Source organism: Methylomonas sp. MK1 (assembly GCF_000365425.1).
Taxonomy (GTDB): Bacteria; Pseudomonadota; Gammaproteobacteria; order Methylococcales; family Methylomonadaceae; genus Methylomonas.
The window spans coordinates 1,500,477-1,517,122 of sequence record NZ_AQOV01000001.1 but is presented as its reverse complement, the minus strand read 5'-3'; the positions used below and the strand labels follow the sequence as shown (position 1 = coordinate 1,517,122).

At 52.1% G+C, this 16,646-nt stretch carries 15 protein-coding genes; all 15 read left to right on the top strand.

Annotated elements, in window-relative coordinates:
- Positions 1–12 precede the first annotated feature (12 nt).
- The 15 genes from G006_RS28770 (at position 13) to G006_RS28765 (ending at position 16,287) form a co-directional block, all read left to right on the top strand.
- A complete protein-coding gene (locus tag G006_RS28770) occupies positions 13–1,377 on the top strand; it encodes a flagellar hook-length control protein FliK (RefSeq protein WP_020482466.1) in 1,365 nt (454 codons plus the stop codon).
- Positions 1,378–1,518: 141 nt separating this feature from the next.
- Entirely contained in the window at positions 1,519–1,944 is a 426-nt protein-coding gene (gene rpsF, locus G006_RS0106990) for a 30S ribosomal protein S6 (RefSeq protein ID WP_020482465.1), read from the top strand.
- A 25-nt stretch (positions 1,945–1,969) separates the two neighbouring features.
- Positions 1,970–2,200 (top strand): 30S ribosomal protein S18, encoded by a 231-nt coding sequence (rpsR, locus tag G006_RS0106985; protein WP_020482464.1) that lies wholly within the window; start codon positions 1,970–1,972, stop codon positions 2,198–2,200.
- Between the two features lie 65 nt (positions 2,201–2,265).
- Entirely contained in the window at positions 2,266–3,129 is an 864-nt protein-coding gene (locus tag G006_RS0106980; RefSeq protein WP_235048839.1) for a hypothetical protein, read from the top strand.
- Positions 3,130–3,175: 46 nt separating this feature from the next.
- Positions 3,176–3,622 carry a 50S ribosomal protein L9 gene (gene rplI / locus G006_RS0106975; protein WP_020482462.1) on the top strand — a complete coding sequence of 149 codons (447 nt, stop codon included), beginning with the start codon at positions 3,176–3,178 and terminating at the stop codon, positions 3,620–3,622.
- A 5-nt stretch (positions 3,623–3,627) separates the two neighbouring features.
- Positions 3,628–4,569, top strand: a complete 942-nt coding sequence (rfaD, locus tag G006_RS0106970) for an ADP-glyceromanno-heptose 6-epimerase (protein ID WP_020482461.1) — start codon at positions 3,628–3,630, stop codon at positions 4,567–4,569.
- A 138-nt stretch (positions 4,570–4,707) separates the two neighbouring features.
- Positions 4,708–5,868, top strand: coding sequence for a nitric oxide-sensing protein NosP (nosP, locus tag G006_RS0106965; protein WP_020482460.1), 1,161 nt, complete (start codon positions 4,708–4,710; stop codon positions 5,866–5,868).
- Positions 5,861–6,997: a sensor domain-containing diguanylate cyclase gene (locus G006_RS26965; protein ID WP_020482459.1), complete on the top strand. Its 1,137-nt coding sequence runs from the start codon at positions 5,861–5,863 to the stop codon at positions 6,995–6,997. Before nosP ends, G006_RS26965 begins: the two co-directional genes overlap by 8 nt.
- Positions 6,998–7,306: 309 nt before the next feature.
- Entirely contained in the window at positions 7,307–7,861 is a 555-nt protein-coding gene (locus G006_RS0106955) for a sigma-70 family RNA polymerase sigma factor (protein ID WP_020482458.1), read from the top strand.
- An 86-nt stretch (positions 7,862–7,947) separates the two neighbouring features.
- Complete coding sequence (locus tag G006_RS0106950; protein ID WP_026146903.1) at positions 7,948–8,913, top strand: FecR family protein; 966 nt, start codon at positions 7,948–7,950, stop codon at positions 8,911–8,913.
- A 95-nt stretch (positions 8,914–9,008) separates the two neighbouring features.
- A complete protein-coding gene (locus G006_RS0106945; protein WP_020482456.1) occupies positions 9,009–11,444 on the top strand; it encodes a TonB-dependent siderophore receptor in 2,436 nt (811 codons plus the stop codon).
- 492 nt (positions 11,445–11,936) lie between these two features.
- Positions 11,937–12,146 carry a CopG family transcriptional regulator gene (locus tag G006_RS0106940; RefSeq protein ID WP_020482455.1) on the top strand — a complete coding sequence of 70 codons (210 nt, stop codon included), beginning with the start codon at positions 11,937–11,939 and terminating at the stop codon, positions 12,144–12,146.
- Positions 12,143–12,385 carry a hypothetical protein gene (locus tag G006_RS26600; RefSeq protein ID WP_020482454.1) on the top strand — a complete coding sequence of 81 codons (243 nt, stop codon included), beginning with the start codon at positions 12,143–12,145 and terminating at the stop codon, positions 12,383–12,385. The genes G006_RS0106940 and G006_RS26600 overlap by 4 nt, the downstream gene beginning before the upstream one ends.
- 208 nt (positions 12,386–12,593) lie before the next feature.
- Positions 12,594–14,987 carry a phosphoenolpyruvate synthase gene (gene ppsA, locus G006_RS0106930; RefSeq protein ID WP_020482453.1) on the top strand — a complete coding sequence of 798 codons (2,394 nt, stop codon included), beginning with the start codon at positions 12,594–12,596 and terminating at the stop codon, positions 14,985–14,987.
- A gap of 391 nt (positions 14,988–15,378) precedes the next feature.
- Entirely contained in the window at positions 15,379–16,287 is a 909-nt protein-coding gene (locus G006_RS28765) for a hypothetical protein (protein WP_020482452.1), read from the top strand.
- Positions 16,288–16,646 lie beyond the last annotated feature (359 nt).

Sequence of the window (16,646 nt, the reverse complement as noted above, 5' to 3'; positions counted from 1 at the left end):
AGGAGAAATGCCATGAATATCCAAGGTTTAAATCCGCTGTCTCTATTAGCCTCTGCCGATGGCGCCAGTGTTGCGACTACAGGTCTATTGGGCGAAGGTGGAGGTGCCGGCGTGTTTTCGGCGACGCTGCTTGAGCAACTGGCACAATTGCAGAATAGTTTATTGAGCAAGGGGGCGGCCGGTGACGCCGGTTTGGCGAATTTACAGCAGCTGGGCGGTTTGGGCGCGGACACCTTGAATAGTCAAAGCATGCAGGATTTTACCGCTCTGTTCGGCAAGAGTTTGCCGACGGCAACCAAGCTCGGCCAGGATATTAATCTGGACGATACCATGCAAGCCTTGGCGGATGTGTTGCAATATCTGCAAGGCTTGGAGGCCACCGGTGCCGGACAGCAAGCTGCGGTTTTACCGGTTACATCGGCCAAGCAAGAGAATCTTGCCGATATAGTGGCGGAAAATACCGAGGCCGCAAATGATGAGCAGGCGGTGAATGCAGCGATGTTCGCAGGCACGCAAGCTCAGCCCTTGCCGGTCGCGGATAGCGTGAGTGGCGTTAATGAGGTATTAAAATCCGCAGTAGCAACCAGTGAGGCGATGTCTGCCGTCAAAAACAGTCCGGAACTGTTGGGTATGGATGCTAAAAAAGAAGCGTTGACGGCATTGAACGGCACGGATGAAGGGCGGAAGGCCATGGCAGCGGAGAGCGGTTTTGCCAAAACCCTTGCCGCCGAAGAGGGCGCGTCCCAGCAATTTGCGCAAGACAACGCGGCCAATGCTTTTCAAACTGAGCAGAGCGACGTGCCGAAGCATCAAACTGGCGGTAGCGAGGCTGACGTGGGCTTGTCCAGAATGACGGCCGACATCGCCCAACTGAATAAATCGGTAAATAATGCCGGGCAAACGCCGGCGCCGGCGATAGAAAAACATTTAACTCATCCGGAATGGAACACCGACTTGGGCGAAAAACTGCTGTGGATGCATAAACAAGCGGTGCCTTCCGCCGAAATTCGCTTGAATCCCGAGCATTTAGGTCCCATTTCCATCAAGATTGATGTGAATCAGGATCAAGCCAGTGTGGTCTTCACCGCCCAGCATGCGGCGGTCAGGGACGCCATAGAGGCGGCTATCCCCAAGTTGCGGGAAATGTTGGGCGGACAAAACTTGAATTTGGCGGATGTTAACGTTTCCCAGCAACAATCCGAACAAAGACCGGGACGCGAGTCCTTTCAAACGGCCGGCGAGCAAAATCACGGCGGCAATAGTCAAGGCCAAGGCCACACCGACAGTGCGGCAACCGATACTTCCAACGCTATTCTCGATGAAATTGAAGCAGGCCGTGCCATCGCCAGCAATGGTTTATTGAGTCTGTTTGCCTAGTCAACTTTAGGCGCTGTTGAAAAATTGCTTTGCAAAAACAGCGCCTATTTCTATAATGCCCAGCTTTTTGGGGAATTTATCCCCGTCCCTTGCTTCACTGTCCAGTCGGATGGGAGGCTTTTAAACCCGTAAGGAGAAATCATGCGACATTATGAAATTGTCTTCTTAGTCCACCCTGACCAAAGTGCTCAGGTGCCGGCTATGATAGAACGTTATAAATCCACTGTTGAAGAAGCCGCAGGCAAAATTCACCGTTTGGAAGATTGGGGCCGTAGACATTTGGCCTACCCTATCAAAAAAATTCATAAAGCACATTACGTGTTGATGAATATCGAATGCGATCAAGCCACTCTTGAAGAACTGGAAAGCGGTTTTCGTTTCAACGACGCCATCTTGCGCAGCCAAACCCTGGCGCAAAAAGCGGCCGTAACCGAGCCTTCCGCGATTGCCGTCAGCGGTAACGACGGTCAAAAAGCTGGTAGCCGGGTTAAGGAAGAAGTCGAAGAAGAAACCGAAGAAGCTGAAGTAGAAGTCGTCGAGACTGAAGTCGTAGCGGATTCCGAATAATCAACATTGAACCAAGAGAATTGTGATGGCACGTAATAACATTAGACGCAAAAAAGGTTGCCGTTTTAGCGGCGAAGACGCGATCAAAATCGATTATAAAGATTTGGACTTATTGAGCGAGTACGTTACCGAAACCGGCAAAATCATTCCTAGCCGTATTACCGGTACCAGTGCTAAATATCAAAGACAGTTGACTTCTGCGATTAAACAAGCGCGGTTCCTGGCTTTGTTGCCGTTCTGCGACGCACACAAGTGATTTAGCGGGAGGGGTAGCGCGTGCAATTTCTGGCCACTTTCATTATGAAAGGACGGATGCAGGCCATGACGGTCGCATCCAGCCTAGCCTTGCTATCGCTACTGTTTCCTCCTGTCAGTATCGTAAGTTCAGCCGCTGTCTCATTGGTAACATTAAGGCGTGGGGCTAGTGAAGGCTTGTATGTGCTGATTTGCTCATGTCTGGCTGCCGCCGTATTAAGCACCTTATTGATCGGTAATTACCAGTACGCATTGCTTTACGGTCTGGCCTTTTGGCTGCCGGTTTGGCTGATTTCGATAGTACTGCGCGAGGGCCGTTATCTGACTCTGGCAATTGAAATTGCCGTATTGTTGGGTGTCGCGGTGGTGCTGGGTATATATACGATTCAGGAACAGCCGGTACAGCTTTGGCGCGAAGTGTTGAGCTTCATGCTACAGCCCATGCTTGAAGGTAAAACGGATGTGCCAATGGAGCAAATTAAGCAATCTGCGGAACTGTTGGCGCATTTCATGACCGGGGTTGCCGCGGCCGGCAGCGTTTACGGCTTGCTGTTCGGTTTGTTTTTGGCCAGATGGTGGCAAGCGGCGCTATACAACCCGGGCGGTTTCAGAGCCGAGTTTTTGGCGTTGAAAGGGCATGTGCATCTGACATTAATCACCTTCCTGGTGGCTGGCGTAGCGATGCTCACTTCCGGCAAGACTGCGGAGTTGTGCTGGAATGTATTGTTGGTGCTGTTGGTGACCTATACGATGATAGGCACCGCAGTCTTGCACGCCGCGTTCTCGGTCATGAAGGGTAGTCGTTTCATGGTGCCGTTTTTATACGTGACCTTGATGTTGATCCCGCATGTGATGGTGGTGATCGTGTTATGCGGACTGACCGACACCTGGCTGGACTTACGAAATAAACTAAAACCAAATGGGGCGTAAGCTCCCGATTTTTCGACAATCAAGTCGATCTAAGAGGTAGAAAACGATGGAAGTCATTCTTCTGGAAAAAACGGCGAACCTGGGTAACCTGGGCGATAAAGTAACCATCAAAGCGGGTTACGGTAGAAACTATCTGATTCCGCAAGGCAAGGCAGTCCCTGCTACGCCTAAAAAAATCAGAGAGTTTGAAGAGCGTCGCGCCGAGCTGGAAAAACAAGCGGCTGAAAAATTGGCTGCTGCCACTGCTCGTGGCGAAGCGCTTAGCAAATTGAACGTGTCCATCGCTCATAAAACCGGAGACGAAGGTCGTTTGTTCGGTTCGGTTGGTACGCAAAACATTGCCGATGCCATCACTGCTGCCGGCATTAAAGTCGAGAAACACGAAATACGTATGCCTAACGGCGTCATCCGTAACATCGGCGAATACGACATTGCTATCAATCTGCACACCGACGTCGTTATCACGCTGCCGGTAAAAGTGGTAGCCGAGTAAAGTCCGTGATCATCGTAACCGGTGGCGCCGGCTTCATCGGCAGCAATCTGGTATTGGGCCTGAATGCCCGCGGTTATGATGATATTTTAGTAGTCGACCATTTAAGCAACGGTATCAAATACCGGAACTTGGTCGAATGCAAGATAGCGGATTATCTGGACAGATGCACCTTTTTGGAACGACTGCAACAAGGTGCTTTCCAAGCAGAAACGATAGAAGCCATTTTTCACCAGGGCGCCTGCTCCAGCACGACTGAGTGGGACGGCCGTTACATGATGGACAACAATTATGAATACAGCAAAACGCTGTTTCATTATTGCCAAAGCCACAAAATCCCTTTTATTTATGCATCCAGCGCCGCTACCTACGGTGCCGATTTAACCTTTAAGGAAGAGTTGGCTTACGAAGGTCCGCTGAATGTCTACGGTTATTCCAAGTTTCAGTTCGACCAATATTTGCGCAGACAGCAAAATTTGACCGCGCAAGTGGTGGGTTTACGCTATTTCAATGTCTACGGTCCGCGCGAAGCCCACAAAGGCAGCATGGCCAGTGTGGCCTTTCATTTGAACAATCAGATCAAAGATTCCGACGAATTACGCTTATTTGAAGGTTGTGACGGTTATGGCGACGGAGAACAGCGCCGCGATTTTGTTTATGTCGGCGATGTGGTGGATATTAACCTTTGGTTTCTTGATAACCCCAAAGCATCCGGCATCTATAACTGCGGTACCGGGCGTAGCCAAACCTTTAATGACGTGGCAAATGCGGTGATTAAATTCCACCAGCGCGGCTATATCAAATATATTCCCTTCCCGGAGCACCTGAAAGGCTGCTACCAAAGCTTCACCCAGGCTAATCTCGATAATCTGAGAGCTACCGGCTGTCAGCATCAATTCAAAAGTGTCGAGCAAGGCGTACAACTTTATATGGAATGGTTGAACGGCTAGTAAGGTCAATTTCTATCATCGATCAAGATGATTTTTGTCAGTAAATCCCGACAATTTTCGATTTTTTCTACAGCATAGTCCAGAACCCGGTTGTAGAATATTCCTCTATTTCGTCAACAGTAACTGCCGAGAACGCAGATGAGTCGCCGCACGGCAATTCGCATTGCCCATTCCTGTTTATCCGACCCTCAGCGGGCGGTCGAGGAACTTGCTTTAGGCTTGCTCCACTCCGATACCACCTTGGTCATTTTCTTTTGTTCGAATAGTTATGACCGAACTGTGCTGGCTTCCGAAATAAGACGTCGATTTCAAGGTATGCATGTGATTGGCTGCACGACTGCCGGCGAAATAGGCGATGCAGGACTGAGTCAACAAAGTCTGGTAGGTGTCGGCTTTTCCGCGCCGGATTTTATTGCGACCAGTGGGCTAATCCCTAACTTGCAACAGTTTCAAATCGCCGAAGGGCATGCGCTTGCCAACGAACTATTGTATGGCTTGCAAGATACAGTTACGCATCTTAATGCCGAAAATTGTTTCGGTTTTTTGTTGATCGACGGCTTATCGGTGCGCGAAGAGCAGGTCACCCATGCGATACAAGACGCATTAGGCAATATCGCCATGATTGGCGGCTCGGCGGCCGACGACTTGCTGTTCCATAAAACATACGTTTATTGCGATGGTGACTTTCATGCGGACAGTGCCTTGTTGTTGCTGGTGCATACGTCGTTACCGTTCAAAATATTCAAAGCGCAACATTTTGTACCGACGGCGGAAAGATTGGTTGTAACACACGCCGATGCCAGACGGCGCATCGTACATGAAATTAACGGGCTACCGGCGGCCCCGGAATACGCCAGACTCATCGGGGTTATGGTCGAAGAATTGAGCCCTGAGCACTTTGCCGCGGCGCCGGTCGTGGTCGCTATCGATGGTAACTATTATGTGCGGGCTATTCGTAGTGCCAACGAAGATCAAAGTCTGACTTTTTACTGCGCTATCGAGGAAGGCTTGGTGTTGAGAGTCGCGCGAGGGGTGGATCCTATCGAAAGTCTACAGCAGGCGTTTGCCGAAGTTCGGGCACAGATCGGTCAACCTCAGGTCACGCTAGCTTGCGATTGCATACTTAGAAAGCTTGAGCTGGTACAGCGCGGGTTAACGGCGCAAGCGGAACAAATACTGAGTGATAACAAGGTGATAGGTTTCAATACGTATGGCGAGCAGTTTCGCGGAGTACATGTGAATCAGACCTTCGCCGCGGTTGCTATCGGTGCAGTTGATAGGTGCGGCGAGGATGATTGACACAGATACACTCGATACAGAGAGCGAATTAAGGGCGGAAATCGTTCGCCTGAATAAGGTCGTGGAAGCCCTGATGAATCGAGTGGAGCATAGTTCCACTCAACACTGTTCGGATTTTGATCAGTTTCAAACCACGATTATGCTGGAGAATTTGGTACGGGCTCGGACAAAGGAGTTGGAAGCGGCGTTGCGGGAGAACGAGAAGATCAATCGAGCGCTGCAAGAGGCCGAGGAAAAGTTTCACCGGGTTCTGGATCAATCCTTGGTTGGCATAACCATGATTATCGAAGACCGTTTTCATTACGTTAATCCTAAGTTTGCGGAAATCTTCGATTACGAGGTCGATCACCTCTTGAATATGGGCATGATGGAACTTATCAGCGATGTGGATCAGCCTGCCCTGCGTGAAGCAATGCAGAAAGTCTTAAACAAGGATCTTGCCAAAATTAATTTTATCGCCAATGCCTATCGCAGAAATGGTCAGTTGATTACTGTAGAAGTATCAGGTAGTCCGGCGATCGACATTGGCGGTAAACCTGCTGTGATCGCGGTGTTGGCGGATATTAGCGAACGTTTGCGGTCCGAGCGGCAAGTCAAAGCCTTGCACGAGCAGCTCCAATACCAGGCGATTCACGATCCCTTAACCGGCCTATATAACCGACTGTTCCTTAACGAAAATTTGGAGCGTGAATTGCTTTTGGCGGAACGACGAGGCTATGAGGTGAGTGTGGTGATGAGCGATCTGGATCATTTTAAAATGATCAACGATTGTTACGGGCACCAGGCTGGCGATGCAGTATTAAAAGCGTTCGCCGACATCATGAAGCGCCATGCGCGCGGTAGCGATTTGGATTGCCGCTATGGCGGCGAAGAATTTTTTCTGGTGTTGCCGGACACCTCGCAACAAACAGCCAGTGAGCGTGCCGAGTTGATACGTTCGGCGCTAGTTGCGCAGCCCATTGCCCTTGCCGACATCTGTATCGGTGTTACTGCATCATTTGGTGTAGCTACATATCCCGCAAACGGCCTATCTTCGGTGGCCTTGATCGGGGCGGCGGATAAAGCGCTTTATCTAGCCAAGGACGCCGGCCGCAATCAGGTCGTCGCAGCTGCCCAGCCCTCGCTGTAGGCGTTTTTTAGCTCACTACCGGAAGGAAAGCCTGACTCGGTTAGTTTCCGCTGTAAAGCGCTGGCCGGTTGCTCGCCGCTGCTGAGGTTGACAGCCTTATATTAGATCAAGCCCCAGCGTCGCCGTGTTTACGCGCCTTGCAGCCAATAGGGGATTCGCCGCAAACGGCTGCGGCATATCACTTATTTTTTCCGCCTGTCATTCCCGGTATGCGCCGGCGAAAAAACTTAATTGCCTGATTTCTATTTGCTTGTGCGATTGGGTGCGTATCGTGCTCGTAACATCTGGACAATAACGCAGCGATGACTCATGTCCGACCAAGTATTTTCCGCAAAACCTTCCGACAGCGGCGAACAATCCGAACCAAGCGCAGAGCAAATTGCGGCATTCATCGATAAACATCGCGATGAGCTCAGTCGTTTTATCGTGCGTAAACTGGGTTCGGAAGACTTGTCCGCGGACATACTGCAAGATGCTTATTTACGGCTGAGCCGCCAGCAAACGCAGGAAACTATCGAGAATCCGCGGGCTTTCGTGTTTCGGGTTGTCGGTAATTTGGTGATCGATTACCAGCGGCTTAGCGTCAATCGGCTCAAGCAGGATGTCGACGACGACACCTACAACGCCGTTCCCGAACAGTCGCCCGGCCCCGAGCAGCGTTATCAGCAGACCCAGCGCTTGCAAGCCATTCATCAAGCCTTGGCGGAATTGCCTGAAGACTGCCGTCTGGCTTTTTACTGGAACCGGGTCGAAGGCCTCAGCCATACCGAAGTCGCGGCCCGCCTGCGCATTTCGGAAAGCATGGTCGCCAAGCATCTGGCGCGGGCCATGCGGCATTGTCGGGACAGACTCAAGCAACATTGAAGCAAATTGCCGACCGCCCGGAAAATATCAGCAAGAACGGCCGCGTCATCCGTCATAATAGTTTCAATCGTCCAAACCTTATGCCGATGAGTAACGCACCCGTTTCCGAAATCACCACTTTGTCCGATCAGGCCATTGATTGGGTGATACGGCTGCGCGCCGGAAACGTCGGCGAGCAGGAGCGGCGTGCGGCCGCCGAATGGCAAAATCGCAGCCCCTCACACCGTCGCGCCTTTGCCGAGGCCGAACAACTGTGGCTGGACATGGGCGAGGGCTGGTCGGTAACGGATCTGCCGATACCGGCGCAAGCCATGGGCCGTCGGTATAGCCGGCCCGTCTGGCGCGGCTTGGCAGCGGCCGCTGTTGCCTTGGCGCTGGTTTTGCCTTTTTCCGGCCTTGGCGACCGCTGGTTCAGCGACTATTACACTGCTGTCGGCGAACAAAAAACCGTGACTTTGGCCGACGGCAGCCAGGTGCTGTTGAATACCGATACCGCATTGACGGTTGCCTATTCCGATACCGGCCGCAAACTGACATTGAAACACGGTCAGGCCTTGTTCAAGGTCGCCGCCGACCGTAAACGGCCGTTTGAGGTCGCCACCGATACTGTAGTGGTCAAAGCCTTAGGGACGGTCTTTGAAGTGCTGCAGCAAGACCACGCCGTCCGCATCACGGTGCAGGAACACGCCGTTGGTGTCAAAGGTCTGCACGCCCCGGATTACCCGCCCGACGCCCGCATTCAAGAAGGGCAACAAGCGGTTTACAGTGCCGCCAACGGCCTGCAAGCCGCAGTGGCGGCCGATTCGCAGCAAAACGCCGCCTGGCAACGCGGTAAACTGGTCTTTAAAAATCAAGCCCTGGCCGATGTGGTTGCGGAATTGGACCGCTATTTCCCCGGAAAGATCGTCATCAGCGATGCCAAACTGGCGGCGCTAAGGGTCAGCGGCGTTTTCCCGCTGGCGGACCGCGCCGCCACGCTGGCGATGCTGCAACAAATCCTCTCGGTAAAACTCAGTCAAATCACGCCTTGGTTGACCGTGTTGCACGGCTAACGCAAAAAAAATCCCGCCGCCATTACAAGATTTTTCCGGCCGTCCGTCTTAACCGGTACGCGGCAATGGTGCCGCCGCCACGTTAAGGATTACAGATGAATAAATCACTCGATACCGGCAGCGTCCATCCCGGCCAGGCCCGTATGTTTAAACCCATGCCTATTGCCGCATTATTGCTGCTCGGCACTATCAGCCTGACCGCGATGGCCGGCGACGCTGCGCAAGCCTTCAACATCCCGGCGCAAGCCCTGGACAGTGCCCTGACCGAACTCGCCGACCAGACCAACCTGCGCCTGCTCTATCCGGCGGAACTGGTCGGCAAACTCCGCTCCAGCCCGGTGTCGGGCCAATACACCCCGGAGCAGGCCATGCAGCGGATGTTGCAGAATTCGGGCTTGACTGTGCGGAAAACGGCGGACGATACATTTACGCTGGAACCAGCAGCGAACGCCGAGCCGCGCACGGCTACGACGATGCCGGCGGTGACGGTGATGGGGAAGGCGGTTTATGATTCGACTGACCCTTACAACCCGGATTACAGTCTACCCAACACGACAACGGCGACTAAAACCGATACGCCGATCATGGAAACACCTTATTCCATCCAGGTCGTGCCGAAACAGGTTTTGGAGGATGTGCAAGCCATAAGGCCGGGTGATGCTTTGAATTACGTCAGTGGTATCTATCAAGGATCGGCGAATTCCGGCGACTGGCTGGATTGGTCCAAACGGCGCGGATTTGATTCATTTCCTACCGGCGACTACCGTGACGGCGGTGCGTTTCCGCTAGCCAGTGCCTGGGGTGGGCGGGATTTGGCCAATATCGAGCAAGTCGAAGCGCTAAAAGGGCCTGCTTCGTTATTGTATGGTCAGGCCACACCAGGTGGTGTCGTCAATTACGTGACCAAGAAGCCGCTGGCTACACCGTACTATTCGTTGCAGCAACAATTCGGTTCTTACGATTATTACCGAACCACCTTGGATGCGACCGGACCGATTACCCAGGACAAAACCCTGCTATACCGCTTCAATTTGGCGTACAAAGATGCGAATTCATTTCGGGATACCGTCAGTAGCGACCGCATCTTTATCGCACCGACCGTGACTTGGATTATCAGTCCGCGCACCCGAATGAATTTTGAATTGGAATATGATCACGGGCATGCGGTATTAGATCGCGGTGTACCAGCGATTGGTGCGCGTCCGGCCAATGTGCCACGTAGTCGCTTCCTTGGCGAAGCCGACCCACAAAGCGAGTTCGAACGAATTTTGGCGGGCGTCAACTGGTCGCATGCCTTCAACGACGATTGGACATTGAGTCACCGTTTTACAGCGGTTTACAACGGGATTGAAACCCGTGCAGCAATTCCCACGGGTGTTGCCGCCGATGGAAGGACGGTGAATATTTTTTATAATTACGGGTCTCGGCCACCGGAAAACGACGCCAGTTATTTCAATACTGTCAATCTAACAGGGCATTTTGACACGTGGGGGTTGAAACATACCTTGCTATTAGGAGGCGATCATTTTCGTACTTTTCGCGATGGAATTGAAACAAACTTTACCTCAACCATCGACCTATACAACCCTATATATTTAGGCGCCAACTCGATTGAAAACAGAGCGGCAAATGTTCCGGTTTCAAGAGGTACGACATTAGAACAATGGTTTGGATTGTATCTGCAAGACCAAATTACACTGCCCTATAACCTGCATCTTTTGGCGGGGATGCGTTACGATAATTCGGAAAGCAAATCCACTCGCACAGGAAGAGCTGACAGCGTGAGTCCTATGACGGATAACCTGTCGCCCCGCGGCGGTTTGGTTTGGCAGCCAATTCCCGAGTTAAGCCTGTATGGAAGTTACTCAGAGAATTTCACTGGGATCAATGGCACGAATTTCGACGGGGCACTGCTGAATCCAGAAACTGCTCAACAATGGGAGTTCGGCCTCAAAACCGAACTCTTCGACAAGCGCTTTCTCGCGACGTTGGCCTGGTTTGACCTGACCAAACAAAACGCCAAATTCGCGGATCCCAGGGATACAAGATATTCAACTACCGTTGGAGAAGCCAACGTGGCGGGACTGGAGATGGATTTGAAAGGCGAAATTCTGACGGGCTGGAATATGATAGGCAGCTATGCCTATACTCCAGATGCCGTCACCACAATCGGCAGAGCCGTTGAAGTTGACAAACGGTTTCCCGGTGTTCCTCGTCACGGCGGTAGTTTGTTTACCACCTATGAGTTGCAGTCCGGCCTCATGCGGGGATTGAAATTCGGTGGCGGGGTGATAATCCGCAGTTCTCAACACACAGAATCGACCAATAACGATGTCGTATTGCCCGGCTACGCGACCGTTAATTTGCTGACCAGTTATTCCTGGAAAGTGGGGGCGAGCAAATTAACCACGCAATTAAACGTCAATAATTTATTGGATAAAGAATATTACCCCGCCTCAGCGTTCAGTCGAAACGGTATCGAGGTCGGCGCACCCAGAACGTTTATGGGCTCGGTGCGGATAGAGTATTGAGTAGTTAGATTCAGAGTGTTCACGTTCCCAACCTCTAGGTTGGGAACTTTGGCCTTGGAAGCTGCAGCTTTCTAGCTCTACAGGAAGCAGGAGCTTCCAAGTGATTGGTTCCCAAGCGGGAGCTTGGGAACCAGGGGGATTGTTTTCATTCCCACACTCTGCGTGGGAATTCAAAACCCGGCTGCGCTGCGGCGCGAAATTACCGTACCAAGTACGGTTTAGTTTTAGTCCCTAAGCTCAATGGTTCGGCTTCCGCCTGATGGTTTAAAACCCGTTTCACGCCCCGCCCGAAACCTTGCGGGCGGGGTTTAGGTCGGTGAGTTGGAAGCTTGGCTCATACTGTCCGGAAGCGGCTTGGCGTGGTTAAGTGTGCGACAGCCGATCAGGTTTTGAATTGATTAAACTCGACAGGCTGGAGCCCACGCATTCTGCTTGCCTGATGTGTAAAATATCTGTATAAAAAACACATCATTTAACCAAGAGGAGCTGCTCATGTCTGTACGTTTCAATGTTGTGTTGTCCGATGATCTGAATCGCGAACTGGATAAGGCCGCTGAGGAAGGCGAAACCAATAAAAGCGAAATTTTGCGCAAAGCGATCACCCTATATCTGGCGGCCAAAGATGGACGTCGGCGAGGGCTGAAAATCGGTTTGGTCGAACCTGAAACCCAAAAGCTGGAAACTGAAATTATCGGCTTATGAGCCATATCGATCTCAATAATCCGCCGCCCAATCATACGTTCAGCGTTTCGGTTGAGCGGCAGGAAACCGACGCCGAACGGAATGTCCGCTTATTCAAGGATTTAGCGCTATTCGTTGTTGCGCTCGGCTTTGTGGTTTTAATCGTCTGGTTGTGCTACGCCACCTTGGTGGCAACTACCACCAGCGCGGAAGAGAAAAAGTGGGCGATGTCGATCTTGTCCGCGGCGCAGGCGGGATAATCGGTTATCTGTTGCGTAAATAATTCACCGATTCTTGGCGGGGCGGGGAGTTATCCCCGACCTTCACAATCCACCCGCTTTAAAATTTCGCTAAAACCTCGCTTACCGGAATTACACCAGCCCTAGGCGACAGCTCCAGACCCTTGCCGATTACCGCCAACGGCGTATGCTTATAAGGACAAGCATAACAACAGCCAAGGAGCGCAACATGTCCAAGCACAATCAATACATCCGCTGGTTTGCAGAACTCACTATCAATGATATTCCGCTGGTCGGCGGTAAAAACGCCTCACTCGGCGAGATGTATCGCGAGTTGGCTTCGGAGGGTGTGATTGTCCCCAATGGTTTTGCGATTACCGCCGAAGCTTACCGTTATATGCTGGATCAGGCCGACGCTTGGCCGCATTTGCACGCTTTACTCGATGATGTCGATGCCGACGACGTCGCAGAGTTGGCGCGCCGCGCGCAACAGGCGCGTGATTTGGTTTACGCAGCGCCGTTGCCGGCCGATTTGCAACAGCAAATTCTGGATGCTTTCGCGCAATTACAACAGCAATATCAAGACGATTTAACCGTCGCGGTGCGCAGCTCCGCGACCGCCGAGGATTTGCCGACCGCCAGCTTTGCCGGTCAACAGGATACCTATTTAAATATTCGCGGCGGCCAATCCTTGCTGGATGCTTGTAAACGCTGTTTCGCCAGTTTGTTTACCGACCGGGCGATTCATTACCGACTCGATCAGGGCTTCGACCATTTCAAAATCGGTTTGTCGATAGGCGTGATGAAAATGGTGCGTTCCGATTTGGCGGCCAGCGGCGTGATGTTTTCGCTGGATACAGAGTCGGGTTTCAATGATGCCGTGTTCATCACCGGTGCCTATGGTCTGGGTGAAAACGTGGTGCAGGGCGCTGTCGATCCCGACGAATTTTACGTGCATAAGCCCACTTTCGCCCGAGGCTATCGGGCGGTATTGCGGCGCACGCTGGGTGCTAAAAAAATCAAGATGATCTACAGCGATGGTCGGACCCGCGAACCGATTCGCAATGTCGCCACCTCAAATCACGAGCGCCGGCAATTTTGTATCGACGATGCGGAAGTGCTGCAATTGGCCGATTACGCGCTGAAAATCGAGCGGCATTACGGCCGGCCTATGGACATGGAATGGGCCAAGGATGGATTAGACGGTAAGCTGTATATCGTGCAAGCCCGCCCGGAAACCGTGGCTTCGCAAAAGGTCGGCAATGTCTTGGAGCAATATCAACTCAAACAATCTGGCGAAGCCATCGTCAAAGGCCATGCCGTGGGCAGCAAGATCGCGGTGGGTCAGGCGCGGGTGATAGATAACGTGGCCAAACTCGGTAGTTTCAAGCCGGGCGAAGTGTTGGTGGCCGATATGACCACGCCGGATTGGGAGCCGGTGATGAAAACCGCCGCCGCTATTGTTACTAATCGCGGTGGCAGAACCTGTCATGCGGCGATCATTGCCCGCGAATTGGGCGTGCCGGCCGTGATAGGCTGCGAGAACGCGACGGCAGCGATAACCAGTGGCAGCGTGGTCACGGTATCGTGTGCGGAAGGCGATGTCGGCAAAGTCTATGCTGGCCGGCTGGATTTCGAGGTCAAGCATACTGATTTGTCTCAACTCCAGCGGCCAAAAACCAAGATCATGCTCAATCTGGGCAATCCTGAATTGGCGTTTAAACTCAGCTTTCTGCCCAATGATGGCGTCGGTTTGGCGCGGATGGAATTTATTATTACCGAATACATCAAGGCTCACCCGATGGCTTTGATTCACCCCGAAAAAGTCGAAGAGGCCGGCGAGCTGGAGCAACTTAAGCAATTGACCGAGGGCTACGCCAAGCCGGAAGAGTTTTTCATCCAGCGGCTGGCGGAAGGCGTCGGCACCATCGCGGCGGCGTTTTATCCCAAGCCTGTGGTCGTGCGGATGTCGGACTTTAAAACCAACGAATATGCGACCTTGTTGGGTGGACGTTGGTTCGAGCGCGACGAGGCTAACCCGATGATCGGTTTTCGCGGTGCCTCGCGCTATGTACACCCTGCATATGCCGAGGGGTTTGCCTTGGAATGCGCGGCGATGAAGCGGGTCCGCGAGCAGATGGGCCTCAAGAACGTGGTATTGATGATCCCGTTTTGTCGCCGAATTGATGAAGCCGAAAGGGTTTTGGCTTACATGGCGGAGCTGGGTTTGAAGCGCGGCGCTGACGGTCTGGAAATTTATGTGATGTGCGAGATACCGAATAACGTCATTCTGATCGACGAGTTCGCCAAATTGTTCGACGGTTTTTCGATTGGCTCCAACGATTTGACGCAATTGACTTTGGGTGTGGACCGGGATTCGGAAATCGTGGCCAACGACTTCGACGAGCGGGATGCCGGCGTGAAGACCATGATCAAATGGGCCGTGGAAGGCGCGCGCCGCAATGGCCGGCATTCCGGCTTGTGTGGACAGGCGCCGTCCGATTATCCGGAAATGGCCGAATATCTGGTCGAAATCGGCATTGATTCGATGAGTTTAAATCCGGATACGGTGTTGCAGACTACCCAGCGTCTGCTGGATTTGGAGCTTAGGTTGAGACGATAGCGAATTTGGGCTTTTGTTGCTTACCGCTTGATTGCCGACCAGTGTGGGTTAGGGCGAGAGACAAAAAGACTCGGATGGATTGCCGCTGATTTTTGCAATACAGCGTTACACCTAAATCGGTCTTGCTAAAGAACATAGCCCGGAAAAAGTTGTTCGAGTAAGGGGGAAATCTAAATTATGTTATTTCACCTGTTTTTCGTGAGCTAAATCACGGATTTTGATTAAGTGCTGAGAATAAGTAAATTCTAATTGTTTGTAATTAATACGTTTTATAGGTGGCATAAGGATTGCGTTATGGACGCAGGCGCCTGTCAGTTATGGCTTACAAGATTGTTAAGTCCTGGGCTCAAGGTGCTTTCTCCCCCTAACTTAAGATTTAAGGTAAAAACGTATGATCAAAACAAAATTGGCTAAAGCTGTTTCCATGGCGGTTGCCGGTGTCGCGCTTTCAGCAGGAGCATCTACCGCTTCGGCGCATGTCATGTACAACACCTTCACGACAGCTGCGGCCAGTGCAACCGATGGTTGGAACTACACTTACGACGGTCCCGATGCCGATACAGTTGCAACCGGCCCTGAGAGCGGTGGCTATCAAGGTACTCAAGTCCCTTGGCTTGGTACAGCAAATGGTGCGTTGCCGTTTGGATATACCGGTCGGGCGCATTTGAACTGGGCTGCTGCGATTCACGGGCCAGGAACCTTGGAAGTGTCTGCCGCCGACGCACTGGCTGACTATGGCGTGGCAGCGGAAATCGATACTGGCGCCGGTGCTTGGAAAGATAATGGTCTCGATGCTAATGGCGTGCCTACCGCAACAGGTCCAACCGGTTGGAAACACCAAATTGACATGGGTTTGATTAAATCCGACGTCTCTACTTTATTGAGGCTGAACCTGACCTCTCTGGGTACAATTAACGGTAATTTTGGGGTTACAGTGTTTAAAGGTATGGATACTACCAACTCAGTATCCTACAGCCACCATGGTAGCTGGAATAACGCCGGCAAGCCGGAAACTACCAGCAACCCATTCTACGCCGCAGGGGTTGGTTCCGGTATGGAGTACCTTACTCATGACGCTAGCGTAGACGCAGTTAACTACCTTGAGTTTTTCGCAGAGGCAGGCCAAGTTTATACCATTGCTCTGGGTGGTAATGGCGTTGGGAGATGGAATGCCAATGTCTCCGGCTATGAATTATCCATCGCCGCAGTACCTGTCCCTGGTGCTGTTTGGTTATTCGGCAGTGCGATGGCAGGTATGATCGGTTTTGGCGGTCGTCGTAAAGCGGCGGTAGCAGCTTAAGGCCGGAAATGCCGCGGCAAGTCTAAAAACTTGTAGCGTTAGGATTTGTTTTAGGGATGATCGCCAGGGATGGCGCACCTACCCCGGTGGCTTTCGAATGTCACCGGCTCAATCCATGAGCCAAAGCTGGTTGGTCTTGTCTACCCGTTGCTAATTGTTGGGCTGATACCCACGCCACGTTGTTGCTACCTCACGTCAAAGCGTACACGCATGTTCGGTCCGGTCCGCGGTATCTTAGCCAATTGCATCACCGATACCGTTTTGCCGATCAACCTAAAAATAGCCGTTGGGGGTAGACTGTTCGTGCTGAGCAAGGTCGAAGCATGGAGGGCCTGCAACATACTCTCCGCCGTGATTGA

Bases quoted from the DNA above. Each gene is read 5' to 3' on its own strand.
- G006_RS28770 (WP_020482466.1), top strand. From the start codon at position 13: ATGAATATCCAAGGTTTAAATCCGCTGTCTCTATTAGCCTCTGCCGAT.
- rpsF (WP_020482465.1), top strand. From the start codon at position 1,519: ATGCGACATTATGAAATTGTCTTCTTAGTCCACCCTGACCAAAGTGCT.
- rpsR (WP_020482464.1), top strand. From the start codon at position 1,970: ATGGCACGTAATAACATTAGACGCAAAAAAGGTTGCCGTTTTAGCGGC.
- G006_RS0106980 (WP_235048839.1), top strand. From the start codon at position 2,266: ATGACGGTCGCATCCAGCCTAGCCTTGCTATCGCTACTGTTTCCTCCT.
- rplI (WP_020482462.1), top strand. From the start codon at position 3,176: ATGGAAGTCATTCTTCTGGAAAAAACGGCGAACCTGGGTAACCTGGGC.
- nosP (WP_020482460.1), top strand. From the start codon at position 4,708: ATGAGTCGCCGCACGGCAATTCGCATTGCCCATTCCTGTTTATCCGAC.
- G006_RS26965 (WP_020482459.1), top strand. From the start codon at position 5,861: ATGATTGACACAGATACACTCGATACAGAGAGCGAATTAAGGGCGGAA.
- G006_RS0106955 (WP_020482458.1), top strand. From the start codon at position 7,307: ATGTCCGACCAAGTATTTTCCGCAAAACCTTCCGACAGCGGCGAACAA.
- G006_RS0106950 (WP_026146903.1), top strand. From the start codon at position 7,948: ATGAGTAACGCACCCGTTTCCGAAATCACCACTTTGTCCGATCAGGCC.
- G006_RS0106945 (WP_020482456.1), top strand. From the start codon at position 9,009: ATGAATAAATCACTCGATACCGGCAGCGTCCATCCCGGCCAGGCCCGT.
- G006_RS0106940 (WP_020482455.1), top strand. From the start codon at position 11,937: ATGTCTGTACGTTTCAATGTTGTGTTGTCCGATGATCTGAATCGCGAA.
- G006_RS26600 (WP_020482454.1), top strand. From the start codon at position 12,143: ATGAGCCATATCGATCTCAATAATCCGCCGCCCAATCATACGTTCAGC.
- ppsA (WP_020482453.1), top strand. From the start codon at position 12,594: ATGTCCAAGCACAATCAATACATCCGCTGGTTTGCAGAACTCACTATC.
- G006_RS28765 (WP_020482452.1), top strand. From the start codon at position 15,379: ATGATCAAAACAAAATTGGCTAAAGCTGTTTCCATGGCGGTTGCCGGT.